This window comes from Roseivirga sp. 4D4 (genome assembly GCF_001747095.1).
Lineage (GTDB): Bacteria > Bacteroidota > Bacteroidia > Cytophagales > Cyclobacteriaceae > Roseivirga.
The window spans coordinates 1,681,316-1,696,957 of record NZ_MDGP01000001.1 but is presented as its reverse complement, the minus strand read 5'-3'; the positions used below and the strand labels follow the sequence as shown (position 1 = coordinate 1,696,957).

Here is a 15,642-nt window from a genome sequence, read left to right as displayed (position 1 = left end):
TCAATCTACTTGGCAACGTTCTTTTTCAATTCCTCAAATTTGTCCATGGTCTCCTGTACCAATGGCTTGCTTTGATCTGATAAGCCTATGGCTGCCTGACAATTAGGGCAAGAGAATTGCACACCCATCAGCAATTGCTTGGTGTCAAATGGGATTTTGGTTTGACAGACAGGGCAGGGGATACTTTGGTCTAAATTAATCATGCTATTGTTGTTTATTCTTCGATCGATTCAGTCTTCTTTTCTTCAGGTAGTGGTTGAATGTTTTTCGTATACAAATCCAGAATGGCCAGGACGCCAACCGGAAGCGGGAGGGGCCCTGCGTTGATTCCAACCTTTAACTTACTTGAGGATTGTGTGCTGGCCTTATCAGAACTGGGTCCACCGCTAATCTTGCCATTGAGCTGGGCCTTCTTGTCCATGATGTTGTTCTCACCAACTTTTTTGGTCGACTCTTTGGAAGTGACCGAGGTGATTTCCATGTCAAAGTCTACAGTGACTTTGTCGATAGCTAATGAGTTCAAGGGTACCAGGCACAACAATGGGATATTAAAGGTCAATTGCGCCTTTTTGATATAATCTGGGTCCGTTGGTTTCTTTGAATCATCAATCACTCCCCGAACCATTGACATTTCTATCATCACTGGCTCATAGGTTGTGCCATCTTCTTTAGAAAAGCAGTACTCAAGCAAAAAGCGCGTTTGCCCAGTGACCATCATTACGTTGGCCTTAGAAGCTGCAACGAGCGGAGCACTAATGATAGACTCAATATTGAGCTCTTTGCCAAAACTAGGTTTAAAAGACTGATTTTGAGACTCAGGCATATCTATATGCTAAATGATTTATTAAATAGAAAGCTGGTGTTACCACCAACTTCCTACTATGATTCACCTATTGTCGTCTGCTATTAAGCAGATAATGTTATCGGTTGAATTGACTGTGTAAAGGCTTCAATGATGGTATTGACCCCTTTAGGCAATGGCAGCTGACCGGCATGTACATTCACGGTATACTTAGCTGAATTACTTTTTTGATAATGGGTACTGTGTGTAGAAGAGTCCTTGGAATCATAACTCGCACTACCCCTAACAGTAACAGAGAATGGACCCCATCCGGCTTTCGCCTCAAAGCTGCCTTCGGTTTTCACTTGCTTCTCTGAAGTTTGAGATGCCTCTTCCGCAAAGCTGGATTTTACCTCCATTTCAAAATTGATGTCGACAGTCTCTACGGCCAATGAATTCAGTGGCACAACAGTTAGCATCGGAAGGTTAAACTCAGTTTTAACGTTTTGAATAATCGCTGCAGTTGCCGGAGTAGCGGGTACTGGCGGAGTAGCAGTTGGGTCTCCAGCAGATGCCGGTGTTCCTGGCGTAATTACACCTCTCGTTAAGGTCATTACAATCATTACAGGCGCATAGTTGTTATGTGCTGGAATAGCTGGTGTTCCAATCACTTCAGCCACAGGCGGGGTAGCAGTCGGGTCTCCAGCAACTGGGGCAACAGCTGGTGTATCACCTACAGGTGTTACAGTAAAGCATGTGTCCAGCATAAATTTTGTTTGCGTCACAGCCATCGCTGCATTAGCCTTAGCAGCGGCTGTTAATGGGCCACCAATAAGCGACTCCATGGGTAGCCCGGAAAACTGTTGGGCCATTGATAATAAAGCGGTTTCCATAATCTTTTGGTTTTGGTATTGATTCGTGTTTATAAAATACTCCTGATCCTTCAAGAGTTGTGCGTTATGAAATTTAGAGATTTGTCTGTACTTATCAAATAAATAATAGGTTCATTACTTGATATTAGACCTATAATTCAAAAAATGGCTGAAATCAGCTAGGTACTACAACGTAGAGGCACTCATAGAAATGGGGTAGACATCCTAGTTTGCTTTCAGTATCTTTCCCCCATGTCCAAACGCTATTCGGTCGCAGTTGTCCAGGCTGCTCCTGTTTTATTCAACCTTGAAGCTACCCTCGATAAAGTCGAACGGTGGGTTGAAGAGGCAAGGGATGCCAGTTTGATGCTTTTTCCGGAAGCATTCGTTTCGGCTTACCCACGTGGTCTAAGCTTTGGTACGGTGGTAGGAAGTAGAAAGGAAGAGGGAAGAGCGCTTTGGCAAAAGTATTGGGAGTCTTCCATTGCCGAAGGTGATGTATCATGTGATCGACTAGGCCAAATAGCCAGGAAGGCCAATAGCTTCTTGGTGATCGGAGTCAATGAAAAGGATAGTGTTTCGGGAACGCTCTATTGCAGCATGTTCTATTTCGGTCCTGATGGATCGTTTCTTGGCAAGCATAGAAAGGTGAAGCCAACGGCTCAGGAACGCCTGATTTGGGGAGAGGATGACGGCAGTACGCTATCGACTTTTGACACGAATCTGGGTAAGATTGGTGGACTCATCTGTTGGGAAAACTATATGCCTTTGGCCAGAATGGCGATGTATCAAAAAGGTATTCAGCTTTATTTGGCACCCACTGCTGATAATCGAGACGGCTGGCAGCAAACCATGCGACATATCGCCCTAGAGGGAAGATGCTTTGTCTTGGGGAGCAATCAGTTTGTTACAAAGGATATGTACCCTGCCGATCTACCAGGGGCCAGTGATTTAGAAAGTCAACCTGATATCATGGCCAATGGGGGATCCATTATTGTCGATCCGCTGGGTAACGTCTTAACCGGACCGCTCTGGGGTGAGGAAGGAATCCTTACCGCTGAAATCGACCTAGACCAGATCATACAAAGTAAGCTGGACTTTGACCCGATAGGTCATTATAATAGACCTGATATATTCGAATTGAAAGTAAATCGTCAACCAGATATTAAAAAGCTTTAAGTTACAAGCCTCAAGTTTCAAGAATACTACTTGTAACTAACAGCCTGCAGCTTACAACTCTACACGCTATGAAAAACAGACGCCAGCTTACCCTCTTAGGATTGATTATGTGCCTTGGTCTCAACACAGTCACTGCCCAGTCCGATTACTTTTTTCCACCAAATGCACGATTTGATGAAAGCATCCCCACTCCAGAAGAGTATTTGGGTTATCCGATCGGTACACTACACACCCGTCACGATGCGATTGTCGGTTATATGCGTGAGTTGGCCAGAATATCGGATAGGGCTGAGCTGGATACCATAGGGGAGACTTATGAGCACCGCCTGCTAGTCGTGCTGAAGGTGACGTCTCCAGAGAACCATAGCAATCTGGAGCAGATTAGACAAGATCATTTGAAGTTGGTTGATCCGGCTCAATCCTTAGAAGAGTATGGAAGTCAAAAGTCCATTGTGCTATTAGGGTATAATGTTCATGGTAATGAGCCCTCAAGTTCAGAGGCTGCACTATTGACCGCTTATTATTACGTTGCAGGACGCAATGCAGAGGTTACTGATGCACTCGATGATGCGGTTTTGCTGATCGACCCGGCTTTCAATCCTGACGGAAGAGATCGGCATAGCACCTGGGCAAATAGCTTTAAGGGAGACCCGATGGTTTCAGATCCCATTGACGCAGAACACAATGAAATGTGGCCTCGTGGCCGAACGAATCACTACTGGTTCGACCTGAACCGTGATTGGTTGCCTTTGGCACATGTAGAGTCTCAAGCGCGGATCGACTTTTATCACAAATGGTATCCGAATGTGGTGACTGATTTCCACGAGATGGGAACCAATTCAACCTACTTCTTTGAACCGACCAAGCCCTTTGGCTCGGAAAACCCAGTAGTGCCACGCGATAATTATGATGGCCTGAATAATCTCTTTGCCGGATATTTCCATGAGGCACTAGACGAAATCGGTTCGCTCTATTTCACCAAAGAACAATATGATAACAGTTATCCCGGCTATGGTTCAACTTATCCGGATATCCACGGGGCCTTGGGTCTGGTTTTTGAACAAGCAAGTTCCAGAGGGCATCTACAGGATTCCAGAATGGGCAAGGTGGCTTTCGCTTTCACCATCAAAAATCACCTCACTTCCAGTATGGCAACGGTTCGTGCTTCAGTCGGAGAGAAGGAGACCCTTTTGAAGCATATGGAGAACTATTTCAACTCTGCGGTGGAAGAGGGTAAGAGAGCAGGTGGAGGCTGGGTGTTTGGCGATCAGACAGACGAAGGCCGAAATGGTGAGTTTATTGACCTGCTCAACAGACATAAAATTGAGACCATTCAATTGAATGAGGACATTACATTGGGTGGCAAGCAATTCAAAGCAGGTAACGCCTTCTATGTGCCGAATGCGCAAAAGCAGTATCGCATGGTGCGGACCATGTTTGAGCAGGTGACCACTTTCTATGACAGTATCTTTTATGATGCTTCTTCGTGGACCACTGCGCTGACCTATAATATGCCTTATGCACGATATACGGGCAAAGCAGCCCTGAGAGGTGTAGCGATTGACGATAATTTTAGCGGCTCTACCTATGCCAGCGTACCGAAAACTAATTATGCCTACCTGATCGAGTGGGATGAATACTACTCGCCAAAAGCCTTACACTACCTTTTGGAAAAAGGGCTTTATGTCAATGCCGCTTTCAAACCTTTTAGCATCGAAACGAATGATGGTGTCAAAGACTTTGGCTACGGTACCTTGATGATTCCCGTGAATCGTCAGGAAATGAATTCCAATCTCGTCCACGGTTTTGTGGAAGAAGCCACCGATCTGGCGGGTATCCGTGCCTACAGCGTGACTTCAGGTTTTAGTACCAAGGGCATTGACCTTGGCAGTGGTAACTTTAGAACCATCCGTCAGCCGAAAGCGGTGATGCTGATTGGCGGTAATGTCAGCAGCACCGAAGCGGGCGAAATCTGGCATTTGCTCGACACGAAAGTCGGTATGCCAGTCACCAAAGTGATGACGAGCAATGTAGGTCGTATTGACTGGGCCAAATACAATACTTTGATTCTACCATCCGCCAATTACAGCGGTTTGGGCAAGAATACGATTGACCGCATTAAGCAATGGGTAAGAGAAGGAGGAACTGTAATCACCCTCCGTAGCGCGACCAGCTGGGCGATTAGCTCCAAGTTTGTCAATGAGAAATTTGGCAAAAAACCTGAAAGAGATACGCCTGAGCGCATGGACTATGTGACCTCCAGAGAGTTTAGAGGATCAAACTCCATAGGTGGCTCTATGTATATGACAGATGTGGACATTACGCATCCACTGGCTTTTGGCTATACGCAAAGGGACTTACCCGTCTATAGAAACCACTCCATCTTTATGGCGCCAAGCGAAGATCCGTTTAGCACGGTGGTGAAGTACAAAGAAAATCCACTGCTGAGCGGCTATGTAAACAAAACCAACCTAGAAAAGCTAGGAGGGACAGCTTCCTTAATAGTCAGTGGCATTGGTAGGGGCAACGTCATTATGTTTGCCGATAACCCTAACTTTAGAGGTATGTGGTATGGCACCAATAAGCTCTTCTTTAATGCACTGTTTTTAGGGGATCAGTTTTAGGAACGTCCAACTAAAATGAGTTTACGTTTAGTTGTTAGGAGCACTAAAGCTTCTAATTTGAATTGTTATGTCAAAGTGCTCAGTCCGCATATTCATTTTAGTGTTTGTTATGTTTTGGTTGCTTTCTTGTCTTTATCTGCTATTTTACCCTCCCTCGCAACAGTGATTAATTTCAAGGCCATTTCTAGAACATTCGGATCGAACTTATTAGAATCTAGCCCGTTGAAAGAAGAGTTCTTATCAATGTTCCAATATTGAAATACATTCATAATCTCATCGGACTTTACATTTTTACCAAATACTTGCAAGTAGAATTTACCAAAAGAGATGGCATGAATCCTATCAGAGTTCTTCAATGATTCATTCATAAAGGTTTTTGCCAGCTCAAACGAATACTTAGATGCTGCTATGAAGAGGATTATTATTACCAACCCTCGAACAGTCCAAAAAATTATTTCAGACCATTCAATTTCACCAGAATGATCTTTATAGGTTACTATAGTTAGTAGTACAGTTGAAATAATTCCGAGAATAAAAGAAGAGTATCCTGCGATATACCAAAGATTGGCAGTCTTACTTAATTTCGATTCTCTACTGGTTAACTCTTTTATAGTCTCATTTATATATTCTGCCGATGATGTCTCTATTCTATCTTTAATTTCTGTTTCTTCCCTCTCTATGGCTGCTCTTTCTCCAGTGTATGCCGAGACTACTCGTTGAATTTTATTCAGGATTTGCTCTTCTTCAGTTTTTATATTTTTGAAGTGTATGGAATTATATTCCATTAATATTGCTGGTAGTTTGTTTCCGAGTGTTTCATCAACTATTGGAATAATCAAAGGGCCATTTCTCTTTCTAGCAGATTCCCGAAAATCTTCTAGCATATAAAGTTCATGTTTGATGTCCTGATAGAATCTACCCTCATCTCTGCTGAAATCACTTGATAAAACGATGACGACAATCTGAACTTCTGAAAGTCTTTCTCTTAAATTATCAACATAGTTCGGACTGTTCTTAAGAATAGGATCACTTCTGAAAGTTTCAAAACCAACCTTGTTAAACCAAGATGAGATTTTTGAAGCTAATTCAGACCCACCTTCAGAATATGATATGTAAACGCTCTCTGTCATAAGAAATCAAAAATAACGTTGTATAACGCTCATTTTTATGAGCATTACTCTCTAAAAGTTTACGAAAAATGAGCGTTAGCTAACACCTTACGGTATGCTATACGCACCTTTTATTTTCCAAAAAAGCACAGCTTGAGATAGGGTGGGCTGTGTGTGTTTCTTCTATGAAGGAAAGAAATTATAGGGATAGTTACAAGAAACGAAGGAGCAATGGTGAATTAAGAATGAGGAATTTGTTGGCGTTCTGAGGATAGATGAAGTGTTGAAATTTGAATTAAACGATCCGACCGATATGTAAGGAGGCACAGATCGGTCGGATCGGTACTTAATTCAGGTTGAGATATTGTTTTGTCCACCCTGCCTGCGGCAGGCAGGCCCCTAACCCCCGCCAGTTCTTGCGCTTCACAAGCGCTAAAGGTAATGCGAACACGGTAAAGCTTCGGCACCAGCGTAGTGGGGGGAGAGCAATGATAAGTTCGAGCTAGCTATATCGCAGCGCATCTGCAGGGTTGGCGCGAGCAGCTTTGATAGATTGATATCCCACCGTAAGCCATGCAATGGCAATGGCAGCTACTCCAGCCATCAGGAAAATGATTGGATTGATTTCTACTCGATAGGCGAATCCGCTCAGCCACTCAGATGATGCCCACCAACCGACAGTCGCGGCAGGTATGAAAGCGATGAACACCAACAGGATAAATTCTTTCGTCAGGGTGATGGAAAGCGAGCGTACGGAAGCGCCCATCACTTTGCGTATGCAGATCTCCTTAATCCGTTGTTCTATTGTAAATGCAGCAAGTGCGAATAGACCAAGGCAGGCAATGAAAATGGCCAAGCCAGAGAAGATGCTCAGCAATTGGCCAACCCGTTCTTCGGAGCGAAAGAGTTTGTCAAAACTTTCATCCATAAAGGAGTACTCAAAGGGTCCATCGCTGGCATATTGTTTCCAAAGTTTTGAGGTGTTGTCGATGACCGTTTTGGCATTGCCCTCATAACGGACCATCAGGTTGCCTCCGGTAAAAGTGTGCGGTAAAATGGCCATAGGCCGTATGTTATCGCGATAACCGTTATAATTAAAGTCCTTCATAATGCCGATCACACGGGCAGGTACAAAAGAACCGTTTGGGCTATGCAAAATCTCTTTTCCTTCGGCCGTATCAAACCCAAATTCCTTTGCAGCCGCTTCGTTAATGACTACCGCATTCGAATCAGAAGGAAAATCCTTTGAGAAGTAACGACCATCCTTCATCTCAAATTTCAACACATCCTGAAAGTCCAAATCGGCTCGGAATATCCCGACAAAATGATCAACACCTGATTCCGTGGCACGCATTACCCCTTGTCTGTAATTCCCCGGAAAATCATTAACGGTGAAACTGACGTTTGAAATTCCGGCTTGCTGCACCAACGCGTTACGAAAGGCTTCACCATTTTTTCAAGTTGGTGCCCTGTCTCAATTACCAACACATTCTCCTTATCAATGCCCATTTGCAGCTCTTGCATGAAATTGATCTGGGTGTAAATAATTGAAGTGACAATGATGAGGAAAATAGAAATGGCAAATTGAAACACGACCAATGTGCTGCGGATGCCTTTGCTCTTGAGTCCTGCGGTTACTTTCCCTTTCAATACATCAATCGGACTAAATGAAGTAAGATAAAATGCGGGATAGCTTCCCGCCAGTAAACCAACCAGCAGCAACATAAGCCCGACACCGAGAATGAATTCTATCTCTAATAAATTGATAATGGATAAGTCTTTTTCTGATAGTGTATTGAATGCCGGTAGTGCAAAGTAGCAGAGAACCACGGCTAAGATGACAGCGACCAAACTGTATAACATGGACTCGGTAAGGAATTGCCCGATCATCTGGCTGCGCAGCGAACCCAGTGTTTTGCGCAATCCCACTTCTTTTGCACGGCCTGCAGATTGGGCTGTAGACATGTTCATGAAATTGATACAAGCGATCAAGACGATAAAAATGCCAATGCCTCCAAAAATGTAGATATAGGTCATATTTCCACCCGCCTCTATATCGTCCTGCGAGGTTGTCTTTAAATGGATATCCGTGATTTTTGTGGTGTAGTAGTTGTAAACTCCACCTGTTTTACGAAACTGATCCAGATCGTTACCCAAAAATTGTTGTAGATCAGGAGCCACATATTTCGTTACTATGTCATCAAACTTTTTTTCCACATCGGCAACTGATGCGTTTTTTCGCAATAAAAAATAGGTGAATACACCAGAGTTTAGCCATGCATTTGCTTTGAAGTAATTATCTGGTCCTGCAGCCGAAAGCAATACATTAAAATTGAAATGCGAATTATCTGGACTGTCAGCGGCCACACCTGTAACCTTGTAATGTGTCTGGTTACCTTCACCTATGAGGATCAACTTGTCAAGAGGATTTTCATTACCGAAGTATTTGCGCGCTGTGGTTTCGGTAAGTACCACTGAATTAGGTTCTTTCAATGCTGTCTTGGCATTTCCTGAAATAAGCCTGAAAGAGAAGAATTCAAAAAAGTTGCTCTCGGTAAAAAATACTTTATCCTCCGAAAACACATTTTCCCCATATTGCAGAATAGGCCTTCCCCATTGATTCAGCCTAAGCGTAGATTCCACCTCAGGTATCTCGGTGAGCATCGCATCCGCCAAGGGAGGGCATACGGAAATGCTTCGTACATCTTGTTCTGCAAACTTTTTGTGTAGCCCAACTTGATAAATACGATCGGCATTTGCATGAAAATCATCATAACTAAATTCGTCAATGATATATAAGGCAATGAGGAAACAAGCGGTGAGGCCTGCTGTCATACCTAGGATGTTAATGCTTGCAAAAACCTTTCGTTTGAGAATGTTGCGAATGGCGATGGTGAAATGATTTCTAAACACAGCTGCTTTGATTGACGGTTCTGACGATGAAGTATCAATAAATCTACAGTTCTTTTGTGTTCACCCAATGGACTTTTTATGAAAATGGATACATGAGGTTTAAGTCTTGAATAGTAAGGATGAAGGAGTGATGAGTATTGGGTAGGGCGTATTGAGTATTGCGTAATGTGGTTATGTTGTCCATCCTTGAGGGAGCTTGTCTGCCGACAAAGGCAGGCCTGTCTGCCGACAAAGGCAGGGTGCCCATAAGCCTACGCTAAAGCTTCAGCCAAGGCGCAAGGGCGGAGGGAGATAAATGACCTACTTATACATAAGAAAGCACAGATCGGTGGGATCGGTAGTAATTTTGAACTTCAAAGACTGATAGCGTCACCCTTACGCAGAACGGCACATTTACTACCTATGCCTTCGACTCCCCGTTTGAAGTCCGCTGCGTCAGCAGTATTGAACCTCTTACTGAAGAATGCCGGGCAATTATAATGACAGGGGATTACCAGTTTTGGCTTCATAATTTCTACTGCCTTTAAGGCTTCGGTCACATCCATGGTATTGTGTATAGCTTTTCCTCCTATCGGAATCATCAATACATCAGGACTGTCAATGGATTTCCATTCTTCAGCATGGAGTAGTGTGTCGCCAAGGTTTACGAGGGTTTTACTATTCATTTGAATCTTAAATCCGATGGCACCCCATCCAATTCTCTCTTCAGGTCCAGGGTGCAAGGTTTTTGAAAATGGCCCCATTTTAACGGTAAGCGGGCCGTGAGTTGTTTTGATCCCTGTAATGTTGATACCATCAACCGTTATGGTTTCGTCCACAGAAAGCGTATGAACTCTTTTAACTTGTGTGGTGAAACTAACTCCTTTATCCCGAGGTCCCAGCAAAAGATGCTTTCCGCCAACCTCCTTGATCATGGTCTTGTTGCAGATGATGGGCGCATTGGAAACGGCTGCCATTCTATCTGCATGCCAATAATGATCTGGATCGCCATGCGTGATCAGGATATGTGTGATGTCCGACCATTCGGTTTTAGGAATCAAGCTAGTAAAACGGAAATAGTAAAACATTAAACCTCCGGGATCGATGGCCAACTTCTTATCGCCAGATTCGATGAGGAAAGCGTTGTAGAGGAAGTGGGTTATTTTCATTGGTTTAGACTGTTCTAACTCGTGGGACCAAATACCAATGCTTTATCATCTCTGCTCAATTGTTCGCAACTTTTGGAGAAACTGCTACCATCTAATGGAATGTGAAAACGAAGGCTATCCTCTTCTTGCGAAGAAACAATGGGAAGCCATCGATAGGGCAGGTCCAGTTCGGTCACTTTTGGATCCAATAGTTTAAGACATACAAATGCTCCTTTTTGAATTTTGGAATCTACAGGTCTTTCAAAACTCAATTCTAGCTTATGTTCATCGATCGGCTTATGCTCAAGCAATCGGACGATTCGTTGGTCGGTGAAAGATTGATCATGAACCGATGTCCAAATCTTATCTTTATTCATCTGAAGAGCAGCCAAAAACCCTCCCGTGATGCTCCCTTCGAATCCACCTCCAGGAAAGGCCCATGCTGAGGCAAAATACAAATTGGGTATTAAGAAGTTGTTTCTAAATCGCTCATTTCCAATTTGTTCTTTCGTCTGGGCATAACCATACACTGATCCAGTGGGGTTGGATGTGTATCGCTGAATGGTCTTAGAAGTAGAGACCTCGTAGTACTCAATACTTTCCCTGATTCCAGGAAATTGCTTATCCAATCGTTGCAATAGTATCTGGGCTACTTCTTCCTTTTTGGCCTTGTATTCCTCATCGTTCAAGCCTTCCCAGTCCTGCACATAATCGACCGTACAAATCACTCCTTCAGATTTATCGGGCGGTGCGAGTTGGGCATCTACCTTACCGTAGTCGACAAAAATGAACCTGCGCTTGTTCCAGTCTCCCTGATGGTTTGACTTGACGTCCTTCAATGATCTTACGTCCTCACCCTCGATGACATTGGAGTAATGCCCCACACCGAATTCTTCTATTTTTTTATTGAAACCAAGGTACATGCACAACAGCGAACAAGAATTGACCTTGCCTGAGATTTGTTTTTTCAGAGAACTGGCAAAAGGTTCATCCAGCATGGCCGGTACAACGGGAATTGCACAATTGGCCACTACATTGTCACAATTGATGGTTACGGGACTCATGTCCTGATTGAAACTATCGCGGAAAGTTACCCCCGTCACTCGACCATTTTGAGTGACAATCTTCTCTGCTTTTTTTCCTAATAGAACTGTGCCTCCCTGCTTTTCAATGTACGCTGCGAGCTGATCAGAAAGCTTTTGAGACCCGCCTTGAATGAAATGGCCTCCATTCTCTATGAATCCTGAGAAGGGTAATCCATAATAAAACATGGATAAGGTATAAGGATCATCACCCCAGTAGGCAATGTGCGCCACCAAGTCCAACTTTGCACTTTCGTTGGTGATGTACTTGTCTAACCATGACCCAACCGTATGTTTACTTGCCTCAACGAGGTTGGGGTAAAGTAGAGGCATAAAAGGGTAGATGAGCTTTCTAACTAGTTTAGAACGTGGTTGACTGACTCCTTCTTTTCGAATACCCCTGAGTACTTTCATAAAGCGTCTGATACCTTTTTCGTCCTCTGGATATTTGTCAAGAAGGGCCTTGGCTGCTGCATCATAGCTGTGTGGCAATACGAATTGTCCTCGGTCAGAAAAGGCAGCATAGAACTCAGGCACCTTGAGAAGGTCAATCTTTTGATCGACCTCAAGCATTTTAAAAATTTGCGGGAGCGTACCATTCTCCAAGATGCCGCTCATCTCGTGCAGACCCACCTCAACGATGAAATCTCCTCTCTTGAAGGTGGTGGCACAGCCACCGGGCTTGTAGTGTTGTTCTAACAGGAGGACTTTTTTTCCAAACTTTGACAGAGTAGCTCCAGCAGTCAATCCGGCTAACCCTCCTCCAATGACGATAGTGTTGTATTTCACCATATAATTGGGGTTAAATAATCAGATTGGAAATTAGGTTTAATTGTACTTGGCTCTATTGAAATCGGTCAGCGCTCTTGATGATTATAATCATGTCGGCTATGAATAAGATCGGGTAAAAATGAGTAGGTCAGTGCTGGGTATTGCGTAATGAGTATTGTGTATGGAGTAGAGGGAAATGGGTGAAGTATTTACTTGTTAGTAAAATCCACCTTCCGAACGGCTGCAATAAAATCCCCAAGCTTGCGCACATCAAGTGCTGAGTTGGTGCGCACACCTGAGCATAGGTCAACCCCGAATGGGCGAACTATTTTTATGGCTTCGCCCACATTTTCAGGTGTGAGTCCACCGGCTAAATAAACGGGTAGGGGACTTCTTCTTACAAACTCAGCACTAATGGACCAGTCATGGGTTCTGCCTGTTCCGCCAAACTCGGGTGTCTTGAGGCTTGGTTTTCCTGAATCGAGGAGGAAAGCATCCACATAAGGCGCATACTTGTCTATCAGATCGAGTGAAGCTTCAGACTCAACATGAATGACTTGCAAGCGTTTGGTATCCGGGATCAACTCAGACAATCGTTTTGACTCTTCCGAAGTGATGTGAGCCAGTATCTGAACAGATGAAGTTCCGGTAAGCTTGACGTGCTCTGCAATCTCCGCGGCTGTAGTAGCTGAGGTTAGGACAGTGGTATCAATGTGCTGCGGAATAAGCGGTGTGATCTCCGCCACCTTTTGCTTGTCGATGGTCCGAACTGAAGTTGGGATGGCACAAACAAAGCCCAGTGAATCTGCTCCGGTATTTATGGCCAGTTGTGCCTCTTCAAGGGAAGCAATACAGCAGATTTTGATTTTGGTGTGCGAAATTGAGTGCGAATCCATAGATGTGTTTGGATGTGGAAGTTCTTCCAAAAAAGTGTGAATTGCTAACTCAAGTTGATAAGGAATAGTGGAGGTTTTATTTATGCCTGGGCGGAGCTAAATGCATATAATCACCTTTGGTGTTATCAAGGGCTTCTGACATCAACTTATAGTTGCTTTCTGTAGGCGATAGCTCGATAAATTTGGCCACCACATTGCTGTTTCTATAGATGATAAAAGTATTGTTGGCTAATGGGTTGATTTCATTCAAATAGACTTCTGATTCGCGATCGGCATATGAGGGCACAGTAGTGAGGGATACCTTGCGGAGGCCTAATTCCTTTCCGATCCGGACCAATTTGGCATTTACCTCCTCCCTTTCTTTTGCTGTACAAATGAAGAAAGTTTTCAGATATTCTTGTCGTTTGAAGCTTTCTGCTTCAAGATATCGCAACCAGGCTTTTACCTCCATCCAGTCTGTATTGGCACCAGCAAAGTAGAGTACTCCCTGATAACGACCGTACTTGCAAATGGGGCAGGTGGTGGTACCCATATCTGGTCCCCAAGCATGATAAGGGGTGAAGGAGAAGAGATCTTCGCCAATGCTTCTACCCGAATTGATCTCTGGGCTTTCCTTTTTGGGGTAATTGGGAATATTGAGCCCGAGAATAAAGTTGTGCTCGGCTATTTGAATATCACCTTTCATTAAAACCCTTAATATGCCACTACCGGCACGGTTATCCATGGCCTTTCGCTTAGCGGTGGTCAATAAGATGTCATCATCAAATACTAGGGCATCGGTATAGTATGGTGTGTTAATCTGAGGTTCGAGAATTGTGGGGTGGATATGGGCAGGATCTGACCTGTTCGGGTAGGCCGCAGGTCTTATGGTATAAATTGCGTATTTACCCTCAGCATCAGATTTTACCCAGCCCCTTAAATGTCCGTGCCTTGCAGCACGTTGGTCCATGTCTTTACGGCTGCTGTAATGCCCTTCCGTGTCAGTGTGGTAGTAATACACGATTACGTTAGGGGCAGGTGTTTTGCCATCTGCTTTAAGGATTTTCCCGGTGATGATCAGTTTTTGGCCCTTGCCAAACCAGCCGAGCGTAGTGTCGCTGGAGGCAATATTTTCCGGCATGCCGAAATACATAAACTCTGCATTTTCGAATGGTCCACCGACCTTTTTTGACTGGAAGGCATTGCAGCTGAATACGGAAATAAAGAGTAGGAGGGAGAGGGTGAATGACTTAACCATGCTTTTGCTTTTCTTTTGAAATACGCAAAGCGGATTAACATGGTGAATCTAAATATGGTGAAGCGAGTAGTTAATAGCCTGAGACGTGGCTATCCAAACTGGGCCTTAAATTGAGCGCTGAAGCTTCGGCTCATCCTAACTGTTGATCCATTCTTCAACTCAACGTCATAGTCGCCATTCAGCCTAGATGTAAAAGACTGAACCATGTCGCCATTGATGATGGTCGACTTGTGCACCCTGATAAATTGATTGCTGTCTAAGCCTGTAAGGATAGATTTAAGGGTTTGTTGCTTTAAGTAGTTGCCATGTGCTGTGACAAACTTGATATATGGGCTTTCGGCCTGAATATAATAGATATCTGTAGTGGCCAATACAATCTTCTCTGTCCCTTTGTTGATCAAGATGTTCTGAAGAGAGTTTTCTACTGACGCCTGCTTGGGCTTTTCCATATAGCTAAGTGCCAGTTGAATCAAGCCATACCCGATCAAGGTGATGAACACATATTTAGAAAGGGCATAAGACAGCACCTTAGTAAAAGTGTAGGGTTGATAAAAGAATAGGCTCGAAAGTATGAAAACCAGTAAGGGGTAGGCGAGTAGGTGGAGAGCCGATGCTGCAATAGAATCCGTAGCTATTCGATACTTATTCGAATGGCTCTTGAACCTTCTGCTTAATATCGCTATAGGTATAAAGAGCACCCAAAAGGTGTTGAAGAGTAATGACTCGCTCCAATAAAAACTGTAGCCCTGCACATAGGAATGAAGATAGTCTTGGAAGAGGGCTAGAAATAAGGCAAGCGTAAGAAGTACCGCGCCAATCTGAATGGTATTAACCCTTTGACTTTTTATATATGCTAAAAAACTCACTGGACTTAATAACGGGCTTTGCTTTTTCAAGGTTAAAGCTAGCTGAATTTGGCGTAGTACGTATTGCGTAGTGTGTTGAATGTTGGGAGGAGATTGGGTTTCAATATATCGATCCGACCGATTTGTAAGGAAGCACAGATCGGTCGGATCGATGGTTAATGAGAAACCAGAGCTTGAGAGTTAAC

13 protein-coding genes are annotated in these 15,642 nt (G+C 43.9%); 2 read left to right on the top strand and 11 right to left on the bottom strand.

The window, feature by feature from the left end; translation table 11 throughout:
• Positions 1-5: 5 nt before the first annotated feature.
• From BFP97_RS07345 to BFP97_RS07335, 3 genes are all read right to left on the bottom strand, one after another.
• Positions 6-203 (bottom strand): hypothetical protein, encoded by a 198-nt coding sequence (locus tag BFP97_RS07345; RefSeq protein WP_069841793.1) that lies wholly within the window; start codon positions 201-203, stop codon positions 6-8.
• An 11-nt stretch (positions 204-214) separates the two neighbouring features.
• Positions 215-823 carry a DUF2589 domain-containing protein gene (locus BFP97_RS07340; protein WP_069841792.1) on the bottom strand — a complete coding sequence of 203 codons (609 nt, stop codon included), beginning with the start codon at positions 821-823 and terminating at the stop codon, positions 215-217.
• An 83-nt stretch (positions 824-906) separates the two neighbouring features.
• Complete coding sequence (locus tag BFP97_RS07335; RefSeq protein WP_069841791.1) at positions 907-1,674, bottom strand: DUF2589 domain-containing protein; 768 nt, start codon at positions 1,672-1,674, stop codon at positions 907-909.
• A 231-nt stretch (positions 1,675-1,905) separates the two neighbouring features.
• Here BFP97_RS07335 and BFP97_RS07330 point away from each other — a divergent pair, with 231 nt between their 5' ends.
• Together BFP97_RS07330 and BFP97_RS07325 are read left to right on the top strand one after the other, a co-directional pair.
• Complete coding sequence (locus tag BFP97_RS07330) at positions 1,906-2,832, top strand: carbon-nitrogen hydrolase family protein (RefSeq protein ID WP_069841790.1); 927 nt, start codon at positions 1,906-1,908, stop codon at positions 2,830-2,832.
• A gap of 68 nt (positions 2,833-2,900) precedes the next feature.
• The gene (locus BFP97_RS07325) at positions 2,901-5,456 is read left to right on the top strand and encodes a M14 family zinc carboxypeptidase (RefSeq protein ID WP_069841789.1); all 2,556 of its coding nucleotides are present in this window, start codon (positions 2,901-2,903) and stop codon (positions 5,454-5,456) included.
• A gap of 107 nt (positions 5,457-5,563) precedes the next feature.
• Here BFP97_RS07325 and BFP97_RS07320 read toward each other — a convergent pair whose 3' ends face one another.
• The 8 genes from BFP97_RS07320 to BFP97_RS07290 all read right to left on the bottom strand — a co-directional run bounded on the left by BFP97_RS07320 (position 5,564) and on the right by BFP97_RS07290 (position 15,487).
• Positions 5,564-6,586: a TIR domain-containing protein gene (locus BFP97_RS07320; protein ID WP_069841788.1), complete on the bottom strand. Its 1,023-nt coding sequence runs from the start codon at positions 6,584-6,586 to the stop codon at positions 5,564-5,566.
• 481 nt (positions 6,587-7,067) lie between these two features.
• A complete protein-coding gene (locus tag BFP97_RS20230; RefSeq protein WP_083262470.1) occupies positions 7,068-7,919 on the bottom strand; it encodes an ABC transporter permease in 852 nt (283 codons plus the stop codon).
• Positions 7,919-9,478, bottom strand: coding sequence for an ABC transporter permease (locus BFP97_RS20225; RefSeq protein ID WP_083262469.1), 1,560 nt, complete (start codon positions 9,476-9,478; stop codon positions 7,919-7,921). The genes BFP97_RS20230 and BFP97_RS20225 overlap by 1 nt, the downstream gene beginning before the upstream one ends.
• A 353-nt stretch (positions 9,479-9,831) precedes the next feature.
• Positions 9,832-10,626, bottom strand: a complete 795-nt coding sequence (locus tag BFP97_RS07310; RefSeq protein ID WP_069841787.1) for an MBL fold metallo-hydrolase — start codon at positions 10,624-10,626, stop codon at positions 9,832-9,834.
• A 14-nt stretch (positions 10,627-10,640) separates the two neighbouring features.
• Positions 10,641-12,479, bottom strand: coding sequence for a phytoene desaturase family protein (locus BFP97_RS07305; RefSeq protein WP_221406593.1), 1,839 nt, complete (start codon positions 12,477-12,479; stop codon positions 10,641-10,643).
• A 188-nt stretch (positions 12,480-12,667) separates the two neighbouring features.
• Positions 12,668-13,354, bottom strand: a complete 687-nt coding sequence (locus BFP97_RS07300) for a phosphoribosylanthranilate isomerase (RefSeq protein ID WP_083262468.1) — start codon at positions 13,352-13,354, stop codon at positions 12,668-12,670.
• 76 nt (positions 13,355-13,430) lie between these two features.
• Positions 13,431-14,591 (bottom strand): intradiol ring-cleavage dioxygenase, encoded by a 1,161-nt coding sequence (locus BFP97_RS07295; protein WP_069841786.1) that lies wholly within the window; start codon positions 14,589-14,591, stop codon positions 13,431-13,433.
• An 89-nt stretch (positions 14,592-14,680) separates the two neighbouring features.
• Positions 14,681-15,487 carry a LytR/AlgR family response regulator transcription factor gene (locus BFP97_RS07290; protein ID WP_139135219.1) on the bottom strand — a complete coding sequence of 269 codons (807 nt, stop codon included), beginning with the start codon at positions 15,485-15,487 and terminating at the stop codon, positions 14,681-14,683.
• Between the last annotated feature and the right edge of the window lie 155 nt (positions 15,488-15,642).

Bases quoted from the DNA above. Each gene is read 5' to 3' on its own strand.
- BFP97_RS07320 (WP_069841788.1), bottom strand. From the start codon at position 6,586: ATGACAGAGAGCGTTTACATATCATATTCTGAAGGTGGGTCTGAATTA.
- BFP97_RS07325 (WP_069841789.1), top strand. From the start codon at position 2,901: ATGAAAAACAGACGCCAGCTTACCCTCTTAGGATTGATTATGTGCCTT.
- BFP97_RS07340 (WP_069841792.1), bottom strand. From the start codon at position 823: ATGCCTGAGTCTCAAAATCAGTCTTTTAAACCTAGTTTTGGCAAAGAG.
- BFP97_RS20230 (WP_083262470.1), bottom strand. From the start codon at position 7,919: ATGCGTGCCACGGAATCAGGTGTTGATCATTTTGTCGGGATATTCCGA.
- BFP97_RS07295 (WP_069841786.1), bottom strand. From the start codon at position 14,591: ATGGTTAAGTCATTCACCCTCTCCCTCCTACTCTTTATTTCCGTATTC.
- BFP97_RS07305 (WP_221406593.1), bottom strand. From the start codon at position 12,479: ATGGTGAAATACAACACTATCGTCATTGGAGGAGGGTTAGCCGGATTG.
- BFP97_RS07300 (WP_083262468.1), bottom strand. From the start codon at position 13,354: ATGGATTCGCACTCAATTTCGCACACCAAAATCAAAATCTGCTGTATT.
- BFP97_RS07345 (WP_069841793.1), bottom strand. From the start codon at position 203: ATGATTAATTTAGACCAAAGTATCCCCTGCCCTGTCTGTCAAACCAAA.
- BFP97_RS07310 (WP_069841787.1), bottom strand. From the start codon at position 10,626: ATGAAAATAACCCACTTCCTCTACAACGCTTTCCTCATCGAATCTGGC.
- BFP97_RS07330 (WP_069841790.1), top strand. From the start codon at position 1,906: ATGTCCAAACGCTATTCGGTCGCAGTTGTCCAGGCTGCTCCTGTTTTA.
- BFP97_RS07335 (WP_069841791.1), bottom strand. From the start codon at position 1,674: ATGGAAACCGCTTTATTATCAATGGCCCAACAGTTTTCCGGGCTACCC.